The sequence below is a fragment of the Methyloradius palustris genome (genome assembly GCF_019703875.1).
GTDB lineage: Bacteria > Pseudomonadota > Gammaproteobacteria > Burkholderiales > Methylophilaceae > Methyloradius > Methyloradius palustris.
Window position 1 is genome coordinate 1084407 of record NZ_AP024110.1, and the last position, 21157, is coordinate 1105563.

General features: G+C 47.9%; 18 protein-coding genes. 9 read left to right on the forward strand and 9 right to left on the reverse strand.

Features of this window, described 5'->3' with window-relative positions; all coding sequences use genetic code 11:
• Nucleotides 1-37: 37 nt before the first annotated feature.
• The 3 genes from pap to adh form a co-directional block, all read right to left on the reverse strand.
• Complete coding sequence (gene pap / locus ZMTM_RS05320; protein ID WP_221765266.1) at nucleotides 38-1537, reverse strand: polyphosphate:AMP phosphotransferase; 1500 nt, start codon at nucleotides 1535-1537, stop codon at nucleotides 38-40.
• Between the two features lie 174 nt (nucleotides 1538-1711).
• The gene (locus ZMTM_RS05325) at nucleotides 1712-2083 is read right to left on the reverse strand and encodes a DUF779 domain-containing protein (protein ID WP_221765594.1); all 372 of its coding nucleotides are present in this window, start codon (nucleotides 2081-2083) and stop codon (nucleotides 1712-1714) included.
• A 137-nt stretch (nucleotides 2084-2220) separates the two neighbouring features.
• Entirely contained in the window at nucleotides 2221-3741 is a 1521-nt protein-coding gene (adh, locus tag ZMTM_RS05330; RefSeq protein WP_221765267.1) for an aldehyde dehydrogenase, read from the reverse strand.
• A gap of 350 nt (nucleotides 3742-4091) precedes the next feature.
• On the opposite strand from adh, the gene ZMTM_RS05335 reads away from it, so the two are divergent.
• The 9 genes from ZMTM_RS05335 to ZMTM_RS05375 all read left to right on the forward strand — a co-directional run bounded on the left by ZMTM_RS05335 (nucleotide 4092) and on the right by ZMTM_RS05375 (nucleotide 13027).
• Nucleotides 4092-4592 carry a formate dehydrogenase subunit gamma gene (locus tag ZMTM_RS05335; protein ID WP_221765268.1) on the forward strand — a complete coding sequence of 167 codons (501 nt, stop codon included), beginning with the start codon at nucleotides 4092-4094 and terminating at the stop codon, nucleotides 4590-4592.
• Nucleotides 4589-6142 (forward strand): formate dehydrogenase beta subunit, encoded by a 1554-nt coding sequence (locus tag ZMTM_RS05340; RefSeq protein ID WP_221765269.1) that lies wholly within the window; start codon nucleotides 4589-4591, stop codon nucleotides 6140-6142. The genes ZMTM_RS05335 and ZMTM_RS05340 overlap by 4 nt, the downstream gene beginning before the upstream one ends.
• A 50-nt stretch (nucleotides 6143-6192) precedes the next feature.
• Nucleotides 6193-9039 carry a formate dehydrogenase subunit alpha gene (gene fdhF, locus ZMTM_RS05345; protein WP_221765270.1) on the forward strand — a complete coding sequence of 949 codons (2847 nt, stop codon included), beginning with the start codon at nucleotides 6193-6195 and terminating at the stop codon, nucleotides 9037-9039.
• Between the two features lie 62 nt (nucleotides 9040-9101).
• Nucleotides 9102-9905 (forward strand): formate dehydrogenase accessory sulfurtransferase FdhD, encoded by an 804-nt coding sequence (fdhD, locus tag ZMTM_RS05350; RefSeq protein ID WP_221765595.1) that lies wholly within the window; start codon nucleotides 9102-9104, stop codon nucleotides 9903-9905.
• 21 nt (nucleotides 9906-9926) lie between these two features.
• On the forward strand, nucleotides 9927-10151 hold the full coding sequence (locus ZMTM_RS05355; protein WP_221765271.1) for a formate dehydrogenase subunit delta: 225 nt from the start codon (nucleotides 9927-9929) through the stop codon (nucleotides 10149-10151).
• 130 nt (nucleotides 10152-10281) lie between these two features.
• A complete protein-coding gene (locus tag ZMTM_RS05360; protein WP_221765272.1) occupies nucleotides 10282-11076 on the forward strand; it encodes a TIGR01458 family HAD-type hydrolase in 795 nt (264 codons plus the stop codon).
• Between the two features lie 36 nt (nucleotides 11077-11112).
• A complete protein-coding gene (gene ispD / locus ZMTM_RS05365) occupies nucleotides 11113-11832 on the forward strand; it encodes a 2-C-methyl-D-erythritol 4-phosphate cytidylyltransferase (protein ID WP_221765273.1) in 720 nt (239 codons plus the stop codon).
• 28 nt (nucleotides 11833-11860) lie between these two features.
• Nucleotides 11861-12334 carry a 2-C-methyl-D-erythritol 2,4-cyclodiphosphate synthase gene (ispF, locus tag ZMTM_RS05370; RefSeq protein WP_221765274.1) on the forward strand — a complete coding sequence of 158 codons (474 nt, stop codon included), beginning with the start codon at nucleotides 11861-11863 and terminating at the stop codon, nucleotides 12332-12334.
• Nucleotides 12335-12376: 42 nt separating this feature from the next.
• Complete coding sequence (locus ZMTM_RS05375) at nucleotides 12377-13027, forward strand: MOSC domain-containing protein (protein ID WP_221765275.1); 651 nt, start codon at nucleotides 12377-12379, stop codon at nucleotides 13025-13027.
• Nucleotides 13028-13112: 85 nt separating this feature from the next.
• Here the strand turns inward: ZMTM_RS05375 and ZMTM_RS05380 are convergent, their stop codons facing one another.
• The 6 genes from ZMTM_RS05380 to ZMTM_RS05405 all read right to left on the reverse strand — a co-directional run bounded on the left by ZMTM_RS05380 (nucleotide 13113) and on the right by ZMTM_RS05405 (nucleotide 21078).
• Nucleotides 13113-16220 carry an efflux RND transporter permease subunit gene (locus ZMTM_RS05380; protein ID WP_221765276.1) on the reverse strand — a complete coding sequence of 1036 codons (3108 nt, stop codon included), beginning with the start codon at nucleotides 16218-16220 and terminating at the stop codon, nucleotides 13113-13115.
• A 2-nt stretch (nucleotides 16221-16222) separates the two neighbouring features.
• Nucleotides 16223-17365 (reverse strand): efflux RND transporter periplasmic adaptor subunit, encoded by a 1143-nt coding sequence (locus tag ZMTM_RS05385; RefSeq protein WP_221765277.1) that lies wholly within the window; start codon nucleotides 17363-17365, stop codon nucleotides 16223-16225.
• Entirely contained in the window at nucleotides 17362-18705 is a 1344-nt protein-coding gene (locus ZMTM_RS05390; RefSeq protein WP_221765278.1) for a TolC family protein, read from the reverse strand. The genes ZMTM_RS05385 and ZMTM_RS05390 overlap by 4 nt, the downstream gene beginning before the upstream one ends.
• Nucleotides 18706-18886: 181 nt before the next feature.
• A complete protein-coding gene (locus ZMTM_RS05395) occupies nucleotides 18887-19459 on the reverse strand; it encodes a Smr/MutS family protein (protein ID WP_221765279.1) in 573 nt (190 codons plus the stop codon).
• A gap of 112 nt (nucleotides 19460-19571) precedes the next feature.
• Nucleotides 19572-20537, reverse strand: a complete 966-nt coding sequence (gene trxB / locus ZMTM_RS05400) for a thioredoxin-disulfide reductase (RefSeq protein ID WP_221765280.1) — start codon at nucleotides 20535-20537, stop codon at nucleotides 19572-19574.
• A 76-nt stretch (nucleotides 20538-20613) separates the two neighbouring features.
• Nucleotides 20614-21078, reverse strand: coding sequence for a Dps family protein (locus ZMTM_RS05405; protein WP_221765281.1), 465 nt, complete (start codon nucleotides 21076-21078; stop codon nucleotides 20614-20616).
• Nucleotides 21079-21157: the final 79 nt, after the last annotated feature.

Genomic DNA, 21157 nt, shown 5'->3' on the forward strand with positions numbered 1-21157 from the left:
TTAGATTACTAAGTGCTTTTCTATGTTTGAACTGCCGTTACAGCTTGTTTAACTTTGCTTCTAATAGATTGCAGATGTGGCGCAATATTTTGATGCGTGCATCGTTTTTATCATTGGCTTCAATCAGCTTCCATGGCGCAACTTCAGTGCTGGTGCGCTCTATCATGTCGCACGCGGCTTGCTGGTAGTCATCCCACTTTTTGCGGTTGCGCCAGTCTTCCTGCGTAATCTTGTAGTTCTTGTAGGTGATCTCTTGACGTTTTTCAAAGCGTTTGAGTTGCTCTTCCTGATTGATTTGCAGCCAGAATTTAATGAGTAATACATTGCTTTGAGCAAGCTGCTCTTCGAAATCATTAATCTCGGCATAGGCACGTCCCCAGTCCTGCGGGCTGCAAAAAGCTTCGACTCTTTCTACCAGCACACGGCCATACCAGGAACGGTCAAATATCGTAATGCGGCCTTTGCTCGGAATGTGCTGCCAAAAACGCCATAGATAGGGCTGCGCGCGTTCTTGCTCATTGGGCGCAGCGATGGGGATTACTTTGTATTTGCGTGCATCAATCGCTTGAGTGATGCGGCGTATGCTGCCGCCTTTGCCCGCTGCATCTACACCTTCAAATGCAATGACTAATCCAATTTGATTGAATTTCGGATGCCTTGTTAGCAGGTTTAGCTGGCCTTGCAAAGCTTCTAGCTGTTCTTTGTAAACGCTATCTTCCAGCGTTTGGTTCAGGTTAAGAGTATCCAGAATGCGCACGCCATCGATGGGCGGCAGGGCTGGCATAACGGAACCGCTTGCAGTGGTTTTTTTAGACTTTTTGCTATGTGCGGCAATATGCGATTTGATGGATTCAAGGATATATTGGCCTGCCGTCAGGTTGCGGTAATTAGCATCCAGCCCCTCCACAAGAAACCATGGCGCATTGGCAGTGCTGGTCTCTTTAATCATGTGGTCAGCAATCCCACGAAATTTGTCATACATTTTGAGATGCTTCAGGTCTTGCTCATTCACTCGCCATGCGGTTTTGGGATCTTTTTGCAGGGTTTTGATACGTGCTTTCTGTGCCTCTTTAGAAAGGTGCAGCCAAATCTTGATAATAAGTGCACCTTCATCAGTGAGCATGCGCTCGAAGCGCACTATATCGTGCAGTTTGCTATCAAGTTCTGGCTGTTTAATTTTTCCGTAGGCTTTGTCGATAACAGGCGCTGTGTACCACGAACCAAAGAAAATGCCGATTTCGCCTTTAGGTGGCAATGCCTGCCAAAAACGCCACATAGGCGGTTTGCTCGCTTCATCTGCAGTTGGCGCGCCGAATGCATGAGTATCAATGTGGCGTGCATCCATCCATTCGTTGAGCAGGTTGGCAGTTTCACCTTTACCCGCGCCATCCACACCGCCAATCAGAATGATTACAGGGAAAGGTTTGTGCTCAATCAGCTTTTGCTGGATCGCAATAAGTGATTCCCGCAATTGCGGCGCTTGTTGCTTATAGATTTCTTTGGAGATTTGGTGATCAAGTTCTACTGATTCAAACATGTCACGCCTTTGGTTTTAATTGTTAGGGAAGGCAGAATAAGTCGTTGAGCGGGATGAAGTGCAAGGCGCACGGAACGCAGTAACCGAGATAGTATGAGGTATACAGCGAGGTTGCGAGTGCCGCGCAACGCAGCAATTCGCCCGCGCAGACACTTATTCAGTGTTTCCGTAGATTCAGCCGCAAATTTCGACTGGTGGTAGATGTTGCCATTCTTCATCACTGTATAACCTGGAACGAATGATGAATCTTAACCCAGTAGGGCGCTCAAGTGAAAACTGGCCACCAGTGCCAGTAATTGCATCTAACGTGAGATGGGTGTGCTCCCAATATTGAAACTGGCTCACGCTCATGTGAAAAGGTACCCCAGCCACTTCGCCGATTTTAACGTCTGAGCTACCCAGATAAAATTCGCCTGCGGGGTAACACATAGGTGCACTGCCATCGCAACAGCCACCCGATTGGTGAAACATCAAATCGCCATGCTGCGCTTTTAATGTATTAATCAGATTAACTGCTGCTTCTGTTGCAGTGACTCTTGAAGCAATCATATAACTCCTTTAAGTCAACGAGGCAGATGAAGTGCAAGGCGTGGGTTGGGCAAAAATCGAAGACAGTACAAATTGTACGGCAATATTTTTGCCCAACCCACAACGCAGCAATTCGCTGTCGCAGTGACTTAAAACTAGAAGAAGCCCAACTTGTTAGGGTTGTAACTCACCAACAAGTTCTTGGTTTGTTGGTAGTGATCCAACATCATCTTGTGGTTTTCACGGCCAATACCAGACTGCTTGTAACCACCAAATGCAGCATGTGCGGGGTAGAGGTGGTAACAGTTAGTCCAAACGCGACCAGCCTGAATGCCACGACCCATGCGGAATGCACGGCTACCATCACGCGTCCAGACGCCAGCGCCCAAACCGTACAAGGTATCGTTGGCAATCGCCAGGGCTTCAGCTTCATCCTTGAAGGTGGTCACGGAAAGCACTGGGCCAAAGATTTCTTCCTGGAAAATACGCATCTTGTTGTGGCCTTTAAACAAGGTAGGCTCAATGTAGTAGCCACCACCCAAGTCGCCGCCAAGTTTGGTGGCTTTGCCGCCTGTGAGTAGCTGAGCGCCTTCTTCTTGACCAAGCTTGATGTAAGACATGATCTTTTCAACTTGTTCGCTAGAAGCTTGTGCACCAATCATGGTCGACATTTCCAGTGGGTTGCCTTGCTTGATGGCTTTTACGCGTTCAATCGCACGGGCAATGAAGTCATCGTAGATTGATTCCTGAATCAAGGCGCGTGATGGGCAGGTACAGACTTCACCCTGGTTCAGTGCAAACAGCGCGAAACCTTCCAGGCACTTGTCGAAGTAGGCATCATCAGCATCCATGATGTCTTCAAAGAACACGTTTGGTGATTTGCCACCCAGCTCCAGTGTGACTGGGATGATGTTCTGTGAAGCATATTGCATAATCAAGCGGCCAGTGGTGGTCTCACCCGTAAATGCAATCTTTGCGATACGGCTTGAGCTCGCCAGCGGTTTACCAGCTTCAAGGCCAAAACCATTGATAATATTCAATGTGCCTGGTGGTAACAGATGACCAATGATTTCCATCACGATCAGAATAGATACAGGTGTCTGTTCTGCTGGTTTCATGACGATACAGTTACCAGCAGCCAGTGCTGGTGCCAGTTTCCAGGCTGCCATCAAAATCGGGAAGTTCCAAGGAATGATCTGACCAACGACGCCTAGTGGCTCATGGAAATGGTATGCCATGGTGTCATGGTCAATCTCGCCAATAGAGCCTTCTTGCGCGCGAATACAGCCTGCAAAGTAGCGGAAGTGGTCAATGGCCAGTGGAATATCGGCCAAAGTTGTTTCACGTATTGGCTTACCGTTATCAATGGTTTCAGCGATGGCAATCTTTTCCAGATTAGCTTCCATCGCATCAGCGATCTTATTCAGGATGTTGGCTCGATCTGTAGTCGAGGTTTTGCCCCAAGCATCTTTGGCGGCATGTGCAGCATCCAAGGCTAGATTGACGTCTTTTTCAGTTGAGCGGGCAACTTGGCAGAACACTTTGCCAGTGACTGGGCTGACATTATCAAAATATTGACCATCTACAGGGGCAACCCATTTGCCACCAATGTAGTTGTCATATTTCGCTTTATAGGGATGTGCTACGCCCAGATTTTTAAGGCTTTCTAAACTCATGATTTACTCCTCCTAGAGAGTATTTTGCTAGTTGAGACTAAAAGTTATTTGTATATTTTATGGTTTGATTGTTGATGGATTTAAACAGCTGCATTAAACAACGTTGGCTTAAACCCAACCCTCACCTGAACAGCTAGTTTATTCCTCAACGCCAAGTTTTGACTACTACAATTTACAATTAATTTACAATTTAGACTTTAGTAAAAAATAGCTAAATACTTGTCTCAATTATTTAAACTATATTTTTACTGAACTTGAACACTGTATTGGTTTCTAAGGTTGTATCAGGATGTAACAAGGCGTAATATCATCAATAATAAAAATTATTTGATGCAGTACAGGAGAGTAAGTTGTCACAAAATCAATTAGCACAGATTCACTTGAAGATTACTCGGCATATTGAGAAGCATAGTCAGTTGCCAGGCGCATTATTGCCTTTGTTACACGCCATTCAAGATGACCTCGGTTTTATTCCTGAAGACAGTTACAGCCTGATTTCTAAAGCACTTAATCTTTCTGTTGCTGAAGTGCATGGCGTTGTCAGTTTTTATCACCATTTCCGTACGCAAGTGCCAGGCAAGCATATCTTGCAGGTATGTCGTGCTGAATCTTGCCAAGCCATGGGTAGCGAGGCCTTGGAACAGCATATTAAATCGCATTTATCTGTGGATTTTCATGAGACTACCGAAGATGGTGCTATTACCTTGGAGCCTGTTTACTGTTTAGGCAATTGTGCCTGTTCCCCAGCGGTGATGCTGGATGGCGATGTTTATGGGCGAGTTAGTGCCAGTAAGATCGACGGCCTGATTGCTTGTGCTAGAGAGACTGTAATGAATAGCGAGGCAGCATGACTATTAAGGTATTTGTTCCGCGTGACTCCAGTGCTTTATCTCTTGGCGCAAACCAGATTGCGGAGTTCATCCAGGAAGAAGCAGCCAAGCGCAATATTGAAATTCAGCTTGTTCGCAACGGTTCACGAGGCATGTTCTGGTTAGAGCCTTTGGTCGAGGTTGAAGCGGCGGCAGGGCGTATTGCCTATGGCCCAGTGGAACCAAGTGATGTGGCGAGTCTGTTCGATAGCGACTTCTTGCATGGCGGCGATCACGCATTAAAACTGGGCATTACTGATCAGCTGCCTTGGCTTAAAAATCAAGAGCGCCTGACTTTTGCGCGTGTTGGCATTACCGACCCTGTTTCGCTGGATGACTATATTGCGCACGATGGCTATAAAGGCCTTAAAAACGCGCTGAATCTTGCACCAGTCGATATCGTTGCACAAGTCACTGATTCAGGCTTGCGAGGCCGAGGTGGCGCAGCGTTCCCGACAGGCATCAAATGGAAAACCGTACTGGATTGCAAAGTTGACCAGAAATACATCGTCTGCAATGCAGATGAAGGCGATTCTGGGACTTACTCAGATCGCATGATTATGGAAGATGACCCGTTTGTGCTTATTGAAGGCATGACGATTGCCGCAGTCGCAGTGGGGGCAAGCCAGGGCTATATCTATCTGCGTTCAGAGTATCCGCATGCGGAAGTGGCCTTGAATGAAGCCATCCGTAATGCCTATGAGGCTGGTTATCTTGGCCGTAATTTACTTGGTAGCGGCCGTCATTTCGATCTCGAAGTTCGCCGTGCTGCGGGTGCTTATGTCTGTGGTGAAGAAACAGCATTGCTCGAAAGCCTGGAAGGCAAGCGTGGCCTGGTAAGATTCAAGCCACCACTACCTGCGATTGAGGGTTTATTCGGCAAACCTACCGTGGTGAACAATGTCATTTCATTCGCCACCGTGCCTATGATCATGGACAAAGGCAGTGTTTTTTATCGTGACTACGGCATGGGGCGATCACGCGGCACCTTGCCGATTCAGCTTGCTGGCAATATCAAACAGGGTGGACTGGTTGAGAAAGCGTTCGGTATTACCTTGCGTGAATTGCTTTACGACTATGGCGGTGGCTCTGCAACTGGCAAGCCAATCCGTGCTGTGCAAGTGGGTGGGCCGCTGGGCGCATTCTTGCCTGAATCACAATTCGATACACCGCTGGATTATGAGAAATTTGCCGAAATATGGGCTGTACTAGGCCATGGCGGCATTGTTGCATTTGACGACACCGTCGATATGGCAAAAATGGCGCGTTATGCCTTTGAGTTTTGCGCGATTGAATCTTGTGGGAAATGCACACCTTGCCGCATAGGTTCAACGCGAGGTGTTGAGGTGATTGATAAGATCATTGCAGGTAAAGACCACGCCAAGAATATCGCATTGGTACGCGATCTGAGCGACACCATGTTGCATGGTTCACTTTGCGCACTTGGCGGCATGACGCCTTACCCAGTGTTAAGCGCGATTAATCATTTCCCTGAAGATTTTGGGCTGCAACAAAAAGAACATGCAGCGTAACCCTATTTAATACCTAACTATTAGAAAATAAGCAGTACGAGGAGAACGACATGGACAAGCAAAAAGATTACGCGACACCCGCCCGAAAATCTGACAAACAGGTGACGCTGGAGATTGATGGCCAGCAAGTCACTGTGCCATCGGGCACCTCCCTCATCCATGCGGCGATGGTGGCTGGAATTACTATTCCGAAACTGTGCGCTACTGATAGCCTGGAGCCTTTTGGTTCATGTCGTTTGTGCCTCGTTGAAGTTGAGGGCAGGCGTGGTTTCCCTGCATCTTGTACTACGCCCGTGGATGAAGGCCTGAAAGTACATACACAAAGCAAAAAATTAGCTGATGTGCGCCGTGGTGTGATGGAGTTGTATATCTCAGACCATCCGCTAGATTGCCTAACTTGCGCTACTAATGGTGATTGCGAATTGCAAGACATGGCAGGTGCAGTAGGCCTGCGCGAAGTGCGCTATGGCTATGAAGGTGAAAATCACCTCAAGGCTGAAAAAGATGAATCTAACCCATATTTCACGTTTGACCCTTCTAAGTGCATTGTCTGCTCACGTTGTGTGCGTGCTTGCGAAGAAACACAAGGTACGTTTGCACTGACGATTGAAGGCCGTGGATTTGAATCAAAAGTAGCTGCTGGTATTAACGATTTCATGGATTCGGAATGCGTTTCCTGCGGCGCTTGTGTCGCTGCCTGCCCAACGGCTACGCTGATGGAAAAATCCGTGATTGAACAGGGTTTGCCTGAACACAGCGTGACAACTACCTGTGCCTATTGTGGCGTGGGTTGTTCGTTCAATGCCGAAATGCGTGGTGAAGAAGTCGTCCGCATGGTGCCAAACAAGGACGGTGGGGCCAATCATGGTCATTCTTGCGTAAAAGGGCGTTTTGCTTGGGGTTACACCACGCACAAAGACCGCATCACCAAACCGATGATCCGCAAGAGCATTCACGACCCATGGCAAGAAGTGTCATGGGATGAAGCGATTAATTACGCAGCCAGCGAAATCACACGCATCCAAGCTAAATACGGCAAGCATTCAGCAGGTGCAATCACGTCATCACGCTGCACCAACGAAGAAGTCTATGTAGTGCAAAAACTGGTACGTGCTGTATTTGGCACTAACAACGTAGATACCTGTGCCCGCGTTTGCCACTCTCCCACAGGATATGGCCTCAAACAAACCCTGGGTGAATCCGCTGGTACGCAGACCTTTGATTCGGTGATGAAATCTGATGTCATCATGGTGATAGGTGCTAACCCAACGGATGGTCACCCAGTATTCGGCTCACAAATGAAGCGGCGTCTGCGTGAAGGTGCGAAGCTGATTGTTGCTGATCCACGTGCGATTGACCTAGTTTCTTCACCGCATGTAAAAGCGAATTATCACCTCAAATTGCGTCCTGGTACCAACGTGGCGTTGATTTCAGCCATGGCTCATGTAGTGGTCACTGAAGGACTTGTTGACGAAGACTTTGTTAAAGCGCGTTGCGAGTGGGATTCTTTTGTGATTTGGCGCGATTTCGTTGCCAAGCCACAAAACTCTCCAGAAGCTTTGTCAGAGGAATTAGGGATTAAAGCAGAAGAAATTCGTGCAGCTGCCAGATTGTTTGCTACAGGCGGCAATGGCGCGATTTATTACGGATTGGGCGTGACCGAACACAGCCAAGGCTCTACCATGGTGATGGGCATTGCTAACCTTGCTATGGCAACAGGAAATCTTGGGCGTGAAGGCGTGGGTGTTAACCCGCTGCGTGGGCAAAATAACGTACAGGGTTCGTGCGATATGGGCTCCATGCCACATGAATTTACAGGTTATCGCCATGTTTCGGATGATGCCGCACGTGCCTTGTTTGAAAAGGCATGGGGCAGGCCACTTTCTAATGAGCCTGGTTTGCGTATCCCTAATATGCTGGATTTAGCAGGTGAGGGCGGCTTTAAGGCACTTTATTGCAATGGCGAAGACATTGCGCAATCTGACCCTAATACCCAGCATGTGACGCATGCGCTAGAGTCTATGGAATGCGTGATTGTGCAGGATCTATTCCTCAATGAAACCGCGATGTACGCTCATGTATTCTTGCCAGGTGCATCATTCCTTGAGAAGAGCGGCACCTTTACCAATGCCGAGCGCCGTATTTCACCTGTTCGCCGTGTGATGACACCGAAAAATGGCGGCAAGGAAGATTGGGAAATCACCGCCATGCTATCCAACGCATTGGGTTACCCCATGAACTACAAGAGCGCCTGGGACATTCTGGATGAAATCGCTGAACTAACCCCAACATTCAAGGGCGTGAGCCAGCAGAAACTGGATGAACTCGGCAGCGTGCAATGGCCTTGCAACGATGAGCATCCAAGTGGCACGCCGACTATGCACATTGATGAATTCGTACGCGGCAAAGGCAAGTTCTTTATCACCGAATACGTGCCGACTACCGAGAAGGTCAATGCCAAATACCCATTGATTCTGACTACAGGCCGCATACTTTCACAATACAACGTGGGCGCCCAGACTCGTCGCACCAACAATGTGGCGTGGCATACAGAAGATCGCGTGGAGATACACCCACATGATGCTGAAGACCGTGGTATTAAAGAGAATGATTGGGTCGGTATCAATAGCCGTGCAGGGCAAACGGTATTGCGCGCCAAGATTACCGAGCGGGTGCAGCCTGGCGTGATTTATACTACCTTCCATCACCCTGAGTCTGGGGCGAATGTGATTACGACCGATAATTCAGATTGGGCAACCAATTGCCCTGAATTCAAGGTCACTGCGGTGCAGGTCACTCGTGTTTCACAGCTTTCCGATTGGCAACGTAATTACCAGGAGTTCAGCGAGGAGCAGATTGGTTTTGCGCAAGTGGCCTCTGAACAAGCTGCGCAATAGCTTATTTTCTACGGGTATCTGGATTTAAAAAAGTGAACGATTTGGCTATTAAAAAAACGGTCATGGTGGATGCAACTACCAGTATTTACCCTGTGCAAAAATCGCATCAAGGTCAGCTTGAGGCGCTTGATGATTGCGTTGCAGAAGAAGTGCCGATTGCGCTCATTTACAACGGCATTTCACACGCGGTCATGCTGGCAACACCGCAAGACTTAAAAGAGTTTGCGCTTGGATTTTCTTTATCCGAAGGTATTTTGACCTCAGCAAAAGAGCTCTATGACATTGAAATCGTGCATCAGGAAAAAGGCATAGAGCTTCATCTTGATGTCGCTACCGAGCGATTCCAACAGCTAAAAGAACGTCGTCGCAGCATGGCTGGCCGCACAGGTTGTGGTTTATGTGGTTCCGAAAGTCTTGATCAGGCGCTGCGTATTCCAGAGACTTTGATCGAAAGCAATCTGCAGTTTGATAGCGCAGCCATCTATAAAGCCCATCAGGCAATTCAGGCGAAACAGGAACTACAAGCACTGACAGGAGCTACTCACGCCAGCGCATGGGTAAAACCCGATGGTGAGGTTGTGATGGTGCGCGAAGATGTAGGCCGCCATAACGCGCTGGACAAACTGATTGGTGCAATGGCGTTGGCTGGCACATCTAAAGAGGGGTTTGTGCTTACGACGAGCCGTGCCAGCTATGAAATGGTGCAAAAAGTAATCACAGCGGGCATCCCCATGCTAGTGGCTATATCAGCCCCTACAGGCCTTGCGATCAGGATTGCGCAAGGTTGTGGACTCACGCTGGTTGGTTTTGCCCGCAGCCATCAGCACGTGATTTACAGCCGTGCGGATAGAGTTTTGTATAAATAACAACAATGAAGATAGCTCAATATGAAGATTGAAACCTTAGTGACCATGGCCAACCAGATTGGCGATTTTTTCCGTTCCTATCCCGATGTAGAGCAAGCAAAACACGATATCGCAAGTCACCTTAAACGCTTTTGGGCACTCGGCATGCGCCAGCAGATAGTGGCCCATGTTAAAGACAATAATGCTGAAGGCCTGCATGCATTGGTGAGTGATGCTATCCGCGAAAATAGTGCTTTACTTGCATAACTTCCAATAGGCCATGCTGTTTAGGCAGTGCGGAGAATATTAACCCTCCTCAAAACACCCTCGTCGTATTGCAGTCATATCTGGCATAAAATCTGCGTATATCTTGTGGATATATCACGGAGTGATTGCCATGAACCATTCACCAACAGCCCAGATTTCTTCAATCAAGGGCATTCTGTTTGACCTTGATGGCGTACTTTATGTAGGTAAAAGCCAGATTGATGGGGCAATGGACGCGGTTGCAAGCATCCGTGCAAAAGGCATCGCCTGCCGTTTCGTGACCAACACCAGCACTTTGTCGCTTGATTCCTTACAAAAGAAGATCAGCGCGTTTGGGCTTGATGTTGAGAGAGAAGAAATCATTAGTGCACCACAGGCGGCTTTGCTTTATTTACGCAAACAATCCAAACCTATTTGCCGTTTTCTACTGGCTGATGATGTCAAAAAAGACTTCGCTGAATTTCGGCAATCGAATACAGAAGCCGAGTTCATCGTTGTTGGCGATATTGGCGATGCATGGTCTTACAAACTGTTGAACGAATTATTTAATTGCCTGATGGATGATGCCAAGCTAATCGCCATTCATAAAAACAAGTTTTGGGAAACCGAATATGGTTTGCAAATGGATATCGGCAGCTTTATTGCCGGGCTGGAGTATGCAAGTGGTAGCACCTCGATGATCATCGGCAAACCGTCTGCAGATTTCTTCCAGATCGCATTAGATGATATGGGCTTGAAACCGTCGGAGGTCATCATGGTTGGAGATGATATTGATTCCGACATCGGCGGTGCGCAAGCTGCTGGGATTAAGGGGGTATTAGTTAGAACTGGTAAATTCAGACAAGGCTATTTTGAGGCATCTACTATCAAGCCCGATTGGGTGATTGATTCAGTGCGTGATCTACCTGCACTTTTAGGGCTCTAATACCAGAATCTAAATGACCGCATGCTAAAATAAGGCATGCCTATATTTCACGTCATTATTCCCGCAGCTGGCGCTGGTAGCCGCATGGGATCACAAGTACCTAAACAATATTTGCCACTTTCAGGGCGCCCCATGATTGAGCAGACCTTGCGCGTATTTTCATCAAGCAACCGCATCAGTTCAGTGGCTGTATTACTGAGTGCAGATGATTTGGAATGGGATGCAGCCAAGATTCAAATCAGTGACAAAACCCGGATTTATCGTTGCGGAGGTATTATCCGTTCGCAAACGGTATTGAACGGCCTTGGCGAATTGAGCGGCCACATAGACCCAGATGACTGGGTTCTGGTGCATGATGCAGCTAGGCCCGGTTTGACTGATGGCTTGCTGAATCGCTTGCTTGATAAATTGGAAAATGATGCGGTTGGTGGTTTGCTGGCGATACCTTTGGCTGACACCCTCAAGCGTGCTGACGACGAGCAGCGTGTCGCGCATACTGAGCCAAGAGACCATCTCTGGCAGGCACAAACGCCGCAGATGTTCCGTTATGGCATGTTGGTTGAAGCACTGAAGCTTGCGGCAGAAAAATCTAGTGTGGCGACTGATGAAGCACAAGCGATTGAGGCGCTTGGCCATCACCCCAAATTAGTCCTAGGTGAGCTGCGTAATCTTAAAGTCACTTACCCAGAAGATTTGGCATTGATAGAAGCTATTTTGCAGGCAGATGTGTCCAGATTAGCCGTAAAAACTAATTAGCCAGCAAAACCAAGTAAAGGAAAAGCAATTGAGAATAGGCCACGGCTTTGATGTACATCAGCTAGTAGAAGGGCGGCGCTGCATTATCGGCGGTGTTGATATTCCCTATGAAAAAGGCTTGAAAGGCCATTCTGATGCGGATGTATTGCTGCATGCTATTTGTGATGCCCTATTAGGTGCGGCAGCGCTTGGCGATATCGGCAAGCATTTCCCTGATACTGATGAGCGTTATAAAGGCATCGATTCACGCCAGTTGCTGAAGCATGTGGTGGCGCTGGTCAATGACAAAGGCTATGTCGTTGTTAATATCGACGCCACAGTGATCGCCGAAGCACCCAAGCTCGCCCCTTACATCACCACGATGCGTGAACATATTGCTGAAGATATTGGTATAGCGCTTGATGCAGTGAATGTAAAAGCAACAACGACAGAAAAACTCGGCTTTACTGGACGGGGTGAGGGGATTGCCGCTGAAGCAGTATGCTTGATCAATCAACAGTAGTTAAGCTTGTGTATGGTTTTATTCCATAAGGAGTGACGCATTATGAAGCTCATCTCAGTAAACGTGGCCATGCCAGAAGCAGTCAGTATGCATGGCACACTGATATCAACAGGCATATATAAGTTGCCTCAGCCTGGTCGGGTCTGGTTGGGATTCAACAATCTAATAGGGGATGGCCAGGCAGATTTGACGGTACATGGCGGTGAATATCAGGCCGCTTATAGTTACCCACTTGAGCATTATCAATATTGGCAACAATTTCTTGGCATAGAACACTTACCTTACGGCACCTTTGGTGAGAATTTCACTATTAGCGGCTTACTTGAAGATGACGCCTACATAGGCGATATATTGTCCATCGGCGAGGCGGTTATTCAGGTAACCATGCCGCGTAATCCATGTTTCAAGTTTGGTCACAAAATTGGCAAGCCTGGAGTGGTCCGCGAGTTTTTGGTGAGTGGCCGCAGCGGTTTTTATCACAAGGTGTTAACCGAAGGCGAAGTTGGGGCGGGAGATGAAATACAGCTGTTAGAACGTGACCCACAAAGTATCAGCATACGTGCAGCATTAGGCATGCAAAAACTAGAAGAGGGCAACGCAGAAACCTTGCGCCATGCTTTGACGATTAAATCGTTACCCCCTGTCTTAAGAGAAAACTTTGCTGATCATTTGGAGCAAATTACCAGCGCGTAGGCATTTACTAAGAACTGGCGCTGTTAGCCCGTGGACATGAATAAGGCGCAATGGCTTAACAGCATTGCGCCTTATTCATTAGCTACTATTGCCCGCCTTTCCAGGCACGGCTTTTCTTTTCATCAGAGAAGAATGGGAATAGCAGCGGTAGCAGTAAGAGTGTGAAGAACGTCGCGGTGATCAAGCCGCCAACAATCACCACTGCAAATGGGCGTTGAGTTTCTGAACCTATGCTGTGCGAGAGTGCGGCAGGCATCAAGCCCAAGCCCGCCATCAGGGCGGTCATCAATATAGGGCGTAATCTGGCAACGGCACCTTCTAGCACGGCTTCGCTAACTGCCATACCTTCGCGAATCAAGTGCTTGATCTGTTCCACCATAATCACGCCGTTTTGCACGGAAATGCCGGCGAGGGCAATAAAGCCAACGGCAGCCGATACTGATAGATGCAAGCCTGCAAAACCTAAGCCAGCAAGACCGCCAATCAGTGTGAATGGAATCATCAGCAATACTAGAAGTGCATTACGTATGGAGCGGAAAGCAGTGAATAGAAGCACAAAAATCAGCAATATGGATAGCGGTACGATGACTTCAAGTCGCTTCATGGCGCGTTGCTGGTTTTCAAACTGGCCACCCCATGTCATGGTGTAGCCAGGGGGTAGATTGACCTGCGCTTTTACTTTTTCCATCGCCTCTTTAACAAAGCTGCCTTGGTCGCGATCAATCAGGTTGGCCTTGATGGCGACAATCCGTGATACGCCTTCACGGCTGACACGTGATGCACCCTGTTTCACTTCTATAGTGGCTACTTCACTTAACGGGATGGTGCCCGAACCATCAGGCAGGGCAATTGGCAGTTCCGCAATGTCGTCTACCGCATCACGATAAGGTAAGTCCAGGCGCAGGGTAATATCAAAGCTGCGTTCGCCTTCATAGAATGTATTGGCGGCATTGCCAGCCAGTGCGGTTTGCACGGTTGTATTCACATCGCTGACATTCATGCCATAGCGTGCCAGCTTGCCGCGATCCAGCGTGATATCTAGCTCGGAGTTGCCTGAGATTCGGATGGCGGCAACATCGGTTGCGCCTTTTACCGTATTTAATACATCAACGACTTCATCGGCTTTCGCTTCAAGAATCCCTAGATCAGGGCCAAATATCTTGACTGAGATTTCGCCTTTAACACCAGATAATGCTTCTTCGACGTTATCCTGAATCACTTGCGAGAAGTTGGTGGGGATGCCAGGAATCTGATGGATTTTTTCCGACATGCTGGTAATCAGTTCATCCTTGGTGGCAAAGCTCCACGTGTCGCGTGGTTTCAGGTCTGCCAGTATTTCGATATTATTCGGACCTTTAGGGTCGGTACCATCATCAGGCCGTCCCATGTGGCTAACGACCAGATTCACCTCTTTATAGCTCAATAGAATCTGGCGCACATGTTTTTCTACCTCTTTGGTTTTCTCAAGTGCAGTAGAAGGCGGTAGGCTTATGGTGAGCCAGATATTGCCTTCATCCAGCTTAGGTAAGAACTCTGATCCCAGTCTCGGGGCAAGCAGTAGTGAAACCACAAGCAGGCCTATGGAAACAGCGAGTACCGGTATTTTGAATTCGCCAGCACGCAACAGCATCTTGCGATAATTTTGCTGAATCTTATCCATCCATTTGCTATGTTTCTCTGCCATGTCCGAACGGCGCATGGTGAAAGAAAGCAGAGCAGGGACCAGCGTCAGCGTGAGTGTGATTGCGCCAAGCAGGGCGAAACTTAGGGTAAATGCCATGGGTGAGAAGATTTTGCCCTCAACTCGCTGAAAGGTGAATATGGGCAAGAATGCCAAGATGATAATGGCTTTTGAGAAGAGGATAGGGCGCCCCATTTCAATCGCGGTTTGTTTGAGGGTGTTGATGCGCCAGCCGTAATTTCCCTGCTGTGGATATTTATCAGTCTGTGCCATCGCTAGCCGCACCATCAGTGCTTCTACCAGTACCACCGCACTATCGATGATAATCCCGAAGTCGACTGCACCTAGTGAAATCAGGTTGGCCGAAACGCCACGGATATCCATGATGATGAAGGCAAATAATAACGAAAGTGGAATGACTGAGGCCACGATCAAGGCGGCACGCCAGTTACGTAAAAATACTATCAATATCGCAACCACTAACACCGCACCCACAATCAGGTTTTCAGTGACGGTGTGTACCGTGTGGTGAATCAAGTTAGTGCGGTCATAAAACGGTACCAGTTTCACGCCAGGTGGTAGTTTTTCGTTGATCTCTTTTACTTTGTCCTGCAGGGCAGCTATGACGTGGGCGGGGTTCTGGCCCTTGCTCATAATAACAATACCTTCAATCACATCATCTTTGTCGTTGAACGAAACAATGCCTGAACGTGGTCGGTCACCAATTTCCACTTTACCAATATCACTCACCAGGATTGGTTTTCCATCATGGGAGGTAATCACTGTTTGGGCAATGTCATCCAGACTTTTGTATAGCCCAATGCCACGTACTACCAATGCCTCATCGCCACGGTGCAGGTTACCACCGCCAACATTGGTGCTGTTGTTCGCTAGCGCCTTGTTGACCTGGTCGATGCTGATGTCGAATTTCTTTAGTAAGTATGGATCAAGTTTTACTTGATATTCTTTTACTGAACCACCAAAGCTGGTGATATCAGCTACTCCTGGCACGGTACGCAGAGTGGGGCGAATCTGCCAGTCTTGAATCGCACGAATCTCGCGTTGCGGGGTATCTTTAGGCGCTTCAACCAGGTAGCGGAAGATCTCCCCTACTGCCGTGGTCAATGGTGCGAGCGTTGGTTGATAAGCGGCGGGTAGACCAACTCCTTGCAAACGTTCAAGCACTTGTTGGCGCGCAAAATAATCATCGGTTTTTTCAGAGAATGTGAGCGTGATGACTGAAAGCCCGACGATGGATACAGAGCGCATTTGGGTGAGATGTGGCACGCCACTCATCTCATGCTCAATAGGCAGCGTGACTACCCGTTCAACTTCTTCAGGGGCCAAGCCACTGGCTTGCGTGACGATACCGACGTGCACATCTTCTACATCAGGGAAGGCTTCGATGGGTAGGTTGGTCACTGCAAACCAGCCAGCAATAGCAAGTATGACGGCGCTGAGCAGCACAAAGGCGCGCTGCTGCAGTGAAAACGTAATGATTTTACCCAACATGCCTATTTACCCGATGCCAGCTCAGAGTTTAAAAGAATCGCGCCAGACGTTACCAGGCGGTCGCCGACACTCAAGCCTTCTTTCACGGTCGCAAAGTCTCGTCCTTGTGAATTTAGCGTGACTTGGCGTTTTACGATACGACCAGGAGATACCTCAACGAATACGTAGTTATACAATCCTTCGGTAATCATCGCTGTATTGGGGAGGCGTATCACCTTGGTGTTGGCGGTACTCAGTGGTGTAATGCGGGCATACATCTCTGGCTTCAGCTTACCCTTGCCCTCTACAGCGCAACGCACAGAAATACGTCGCGTGCTAGGGTCAACCATCGCGCCTATTGAGAGCACACGCCCCTTAAATACTTCATCAGGGTAGGCATCTACTTCTATGCTCAATGGCTGGTTTTCACCGACTTTAGATAAGTCACGCTCTGGCAGATCAATGGTTGCCCACAGAAAGTTAGGGTCGGTAATCGTGAATAAAGGCGCTGCTGCATCAGGCCTGATTTCGCTACCTGGATTGGCTTGTCTATCGACTACCACGCCAGAAATGGGGGAACGCAAGGTATAGCTTTCACTGGAGTTGCCACCACCAGCGCCAAGATTTGTGAGGCGCGCGCGTGCCCGTTGCGATTCAGCCGCTGATTGCGCCAAATCAGCTTGCGTTCCTTCAAACTCTTTCTGCGCTATGACACCACCTTCAAGCAGCATTTTGCTGCGATCATGTGCCTGTTTTTTAAGGGCGAGATCAGCATCTGCCTTGCGTGCATCGGCGAGTGCGCTACCAAGGTCAGGTGAATCCATCACTAGCAATACTTGGCCTGCTTTTACTTTGTCGCCAATTTGCACGTTGATTTTGATGGCGCGACCCAACACAGATGAACTGATGCGCGAAGTGTGATTTTCATCAAAAATAATCTTGCCGTTCAATGGGTCAGTCACTGGTGCCGTGACTTCAATCACAGGCTCAATTTTCAGGCTGGTGAGTTGAGGGGAATTCGGCGGCAGCACGATTTCATTAGTGATGGTCTTGGCTGTTTTGGTCGTATCCGCATGCGCTTGATGCACGGTTGCCAAGTTGAAAGCCAGTGTGCCTAAAAATACTGCATTGATGGCTATATTAATAGCTGAAATCGGGTATTTCATGGTGCTTCCTCAGGATTAATAGCGGCTTGCCATGTGGCAAGCGATTTTGCATAGTCTGCACGCACAACGGCGGCATCAAGTTCAAGTGCGCGCAGTACGCGCCTTGCATCTAATAAATCAGTGACATTCATAGCTCCATGCTGATAAGCGAATTCGGCGGCATCAGCTGCTTTTTTAGCTTCGCTAAGCATTTCACCATCTACGCGCTGTACTTTTTCAGTCGCTGCATTGAGGTCGGCACGGGCTCGGGTGATTTCACCGAGTGCTGCTGCACGTGTTTGTTCTTTGGCTTCAAGTGCAGAGGTGAAATCAACTTCTGCCCGAGCGATCTCGCCTTGATATTGATAGCTGGTGAAGAGGGGAATGCTGACTGAAGCCCCTACGGTATCTTCACCCACCCCTGGGTTTTGGCCAGGGAAGTGATCGTATTGCACGCCGACTGTCACATCCCTAGTTTTTAACGATTGCGCCAAGCGACGGTTATCTTCAGCTTGTTGGGCGCGGGCATCAGCTGCTTGAATATCGGCGCGCTGGCTTAATATGGTTTCGTCGGTGGCAGTATCGTGATCAATCACTTCTGATGCGCCTAAATTAAGGCTTGGCCATGTGTCAGTGGCCACAATGCTGCTAGCTACTTTCTCTTGCCCAATCAGGTAGGCTAGGTTCGCTTGGGCTTTCTCACGATCAGCAACAGATTGTCGTTGATCATTTTTTGCCCGCAATGCATCTACCCGAATACGCGCAACATCAGTGGCTGATATGTCACCTGCTTTCAAGCGCAAGTCGGCGGCTTGCAGGCTTTTTTCATAGAGTGCTACATTGTTTTTTTGTATTTGCTCAGATTCTTGAGCCAACAGTAGATCGTAATAAGCACCTTTTAACACGAGCTTTTGTTGACGAAACGTATCCTTGAAATCCAGCTTGGAGGCTTTGACTGCATTCTCGGCTGATGCCAAACGCAATTCACGCTTATTGCCGCGTTCAAATAGCTGGTTAAGCTGCAGGCCGCTATCCAGCGTTTTATTCTCTAGTGAATTGCTGCCATTAGGATTGGTGTTGCCCTGTTTGCGATTCAGGTTGAAGCTGGAAACACCCATAGACAATACTGGGTTAGGTTTTTGTCCAGCGGTTAAAGTATCTGCCTCAGAACCTTCAACAGCACGTTTTGCGGCAAGCACTTCCTTATTATTCTTGCTGAATAGCTGCTCGGCTTGCGTCAGGCTTAAATGGCTTAAGTCAGCGTTGATTAAATCGTCATCTGCGTGAAGTATGCCTTGAAAACCAACGATTAAAACCAAGCTGCTGAATAGATGGATAATGCTATTGAGTGGATGCTTCATGGAATGCTCTTGAAATACATATCAGTATTGAGAATAGATCAATTGATAATGTTTGGATTTATTTACTGGTTGATTCTAAATCTATGTTGATTCTAATCTGTCATTTTTAAGTTAATCAGCTTGTAGGCATTAACGCCAGCTTATCCATCGCGTTGACCTGAAAATTATTTAAATATTTTTTTCAATTCGCTTTAAGCAATACCAACACTGCGCCACTACCACCATCATTCGCTTTTGCCTGTGCATAAGCAATCACTTCATCTTTTTGCATCAACCAGTTACGCAGTTTGTGTTTAAGGATAGGTTCTTTATTGCGCGAGCCTAGCCCCTTACCATGCACAATACGTACACAGCGTACGCCACGTTTTTTACATTCAGATAAAAACTCGGCAACATACAGACGTGCTTCATCGACAATTAGGCCATGCAGGTCAATACTGGCTTGTACTACCCAATGGCCGCGTCGTAACTTGCTCAATATGTCAGGTGAATGGCCGTCACGCAGATACAAAAGTTCTTCACCACTTTCAAGCTCATGCGCGGGAATATAGCCGTCACTCAGTGAGTCAATGAGCGCTTGTCTTTCGTCACGAATAAATTGTTGGGGAATGGGTTTGGGGCGAGGGATATGTGGTTCGATGCGCTTGGCTTTAAGTGGCCGCGCATCTTTAACGGCCTCTTTAAAAAGTAGCCGCTCTGTTTCATCAATCGTTTGATCGGGTGCTTGGTCTTTATTCGGACGTTTGTCTGACATAGCGGTAAGCAACCTAAGAGGTATGAGTCAGCTAATTATAGGCGCGCTGGCCAAAATAAAAAACGCAGGTCAGGGTTTATCCTGTGCCTGCGTTTTTGTTTTGCTACTTAAATTACTCTACAACTGCTTCGGATAACCCATCAAGGTAACGCTCTGCATCAAGCGCTGCCATACAACCTGTACCAGCGCTGGTCACGGCTTGACGATATACATGATCTTGCACATCTCCCGCAGCAAATACGCCTGGTACGCTGGTGGCAGTGAAGTTACCTTTGCGGCCCGCTTGGGTGACGATGTAACCGCCTTCCATTTCAAGCTGGCCTTCAAAGATGTCTGTGTTTGGCTTATGACCAATCGCGATAAACACGCCTTTGAGCGGGATGTCTTTGCTGCTGCCATCCTGCACATTTTTAAGGCGCATGCCAGTCACACCCGTTTGGTCGCCGAGCACTTCATCTAGCGTAGAAAAGAGTTGCAGTTCAATCTTGCCTTCTTTTACGCGCTCATTCACTTTATCTACCAAGATTGCTTCAGCCTTGAATTTGTCACGTCTATGCACCAGCGTGACTTTGCTGGAAATATTAGACAGATACAGAGCCTCTTCCACTGCAGTGTTACCGCCACCGACTACAGCGACTTCCTGGTTGCGATAGAAGAAACCATCGCAAGTCGCACAGGCAGAAACGCCTTTGCCTGCGAAAGCTTCTTCAGATGGCAAACCTAAATATTGCGCAGAAGCACCAGTCGCAATAATCAAGGCATCACAAGTGTATTCACCAGCATCACCAATCAACCGAATCGGTTTTTCGGTGAGTTTGGCAGTATGGATATGATCAAAAATCATTTCCGTATTGAAGCGTTCCGCATGTTTTTGAAAACGCGCCATTAACTCTGGGCCTTGCACGCCATCGGCATCCGCTGGCCAATTGTCGACTTCTGTCGTCGTCATCAATTGACCGCCTTGGGCGATACCAGTGATCAACACTGGTTTAAGGTTTGCGCGCGCAGCATATACCGCGGCTGAATAGCCCGCTGGGCCTGAGCCCAGTATGAGTAAATGAATGTGTCTTGTCGCCATGCTTAAAGCTCCTGAATACCTGTTAAATGCTTGTTATATTGCTGAATGCTTATGTTGGTAGTTATTCGATCAATAATTACTTAGCCAACAAACTGCGCAACATCCATGCGGTTTTTTCATGCACTTGCAGACGCTGTGTTGCCAAATCAGTGGTGACTTCATCGGTAGCTGCATCAGCAATCGGGATTAATTTTCTCGCTGTCCGTACAACGGTTTCATGGCCATCAATCAATTCCTTGATCATGTCATGTGCATCAGGTACGCCATCGGTTTCTTTAATAGAAGTCAGCTTGCTGAAATCTTTGTAGGTGCCAGGTGCAACAAAATCAAGTGAGCGGATGCGTTCAGCAATGAGGTCTGTTGCCAACCAGAGTTCGTTGTATTGCTCTTCAAACATCAGGTGCAATGTACGGAACTGTGGGCCTGTTACATTCCAGTGGAAGTAATGAGTTTTCAGGTACAAAGTATAAGTGTCGGCCAAAAAGCCTGATAAGCCTTCAGCGATTTTTTTGCGGTCTTTTTGTGAAATGCCAATATCCATGATTAATTCTCCATATCAAAAATCTGGTTAGTAAGGAGATGACAAAGATTGCCATCTTAGGTTCTACTTCTTAATAGTA

Coding starts and splice junctions, on each gene's coding strand:
- pap (WP_221765266.1), bottom strand. CDS start 1,537: ATGTTTGAATCAGTAGAACTTGATCACCAAATCTCCAAAGAAATCTAT.
- adh (WP_221765267.1), bottom strand. CDS start 3,741: ATGAGTTTAGAAAGCCTTAAAAATCTGGGCGTAGCACATCCCTATAAA.
- ZMTM_RS05340 (WP_221765269.1), top strand. CDS start 4,589: ATGACTATTAAGGTATTTGTTCCGCGTGACTCCAGTGCTTTATCTCTT.
- fdhF (WP_221765270.1), top strand. CDS start 6,193: ATGGACAAGCAAAAAGATTACGCGACACCCGCCCGAAAATCTGACAAA.
- fdhD (WP_221765595.1), top strand. CDS start 9,102: ATGGTGGATGCAACTACCAGTATTTACCCTGTGCAAAAATCGCATCAA.
- ZMTM_RS05355 (WP_221765271.1), top strand. CDS start 9,927: ATGAAGATTGAAACCTTAGTGACCATGGCCAACCAGATTGGCGATTTT.
- ZMTM_RS05360 (WP_221765272.1), top strand. CDS start 10,282: ATGAACCATTCACCAACAGCCCAGATTTCTTCAATCAAGGGCATTCTG.
- ispD (WP_221765273.1), top strand. CDS start 11,113: ATGCCTATATTTCACGTCATTATTCCCGCAGCTGGCGCTGGTAGCCGC.
- ZMTM_RS05375 (WP_221765275.1), top strand. CDS start 12,377: ATGAAGCTCATCTCAGTAAACGTGGCCATGCCAGAAGCAGTCAGTATG.
- ZMTM_RS05380 (WP_221765276.1), bottom strand. CDS start 16,220: ATGTTGGGTAAAATCATTACGTTTTCACTGCAGCAGCGCGCCTTTGTG.
- ZMTM_RS05385 (WP_221765277.1), bottom strand. CDS start 17,365: ATGAAATACCCGATTTCAGCTATTAATATAGCCATCAATGCAGTATTT.
- ZMTM_RS05390 (WP_221765278.1), bottom strand. CDS start 18,705: ATGAAGCATCCACTCAATAGCATTATCCATCTATTCAGCAGCTTGGTT.
- ZMTM_RS05395 (WP_221765279.1), bottom strand. CDS start 19,459: ATGTCAGACAAACGTCCGAATAAAGACCAAGCACCCGATCAAACGATT.
- trxB (WP_221765280.1), bottom strand. CDS start 20,537: ATGGCGACAAGACACATTCATTTACTCATACTGGGCTCAGGCCCAGCG.
- ZMTM_RS05405 (WP_221765281.1), bottom strand. CDS start 21,078: ATGGATATTGGCATTTCACAAAAAGACCGCAAAAAAATCGCTGAAGGC.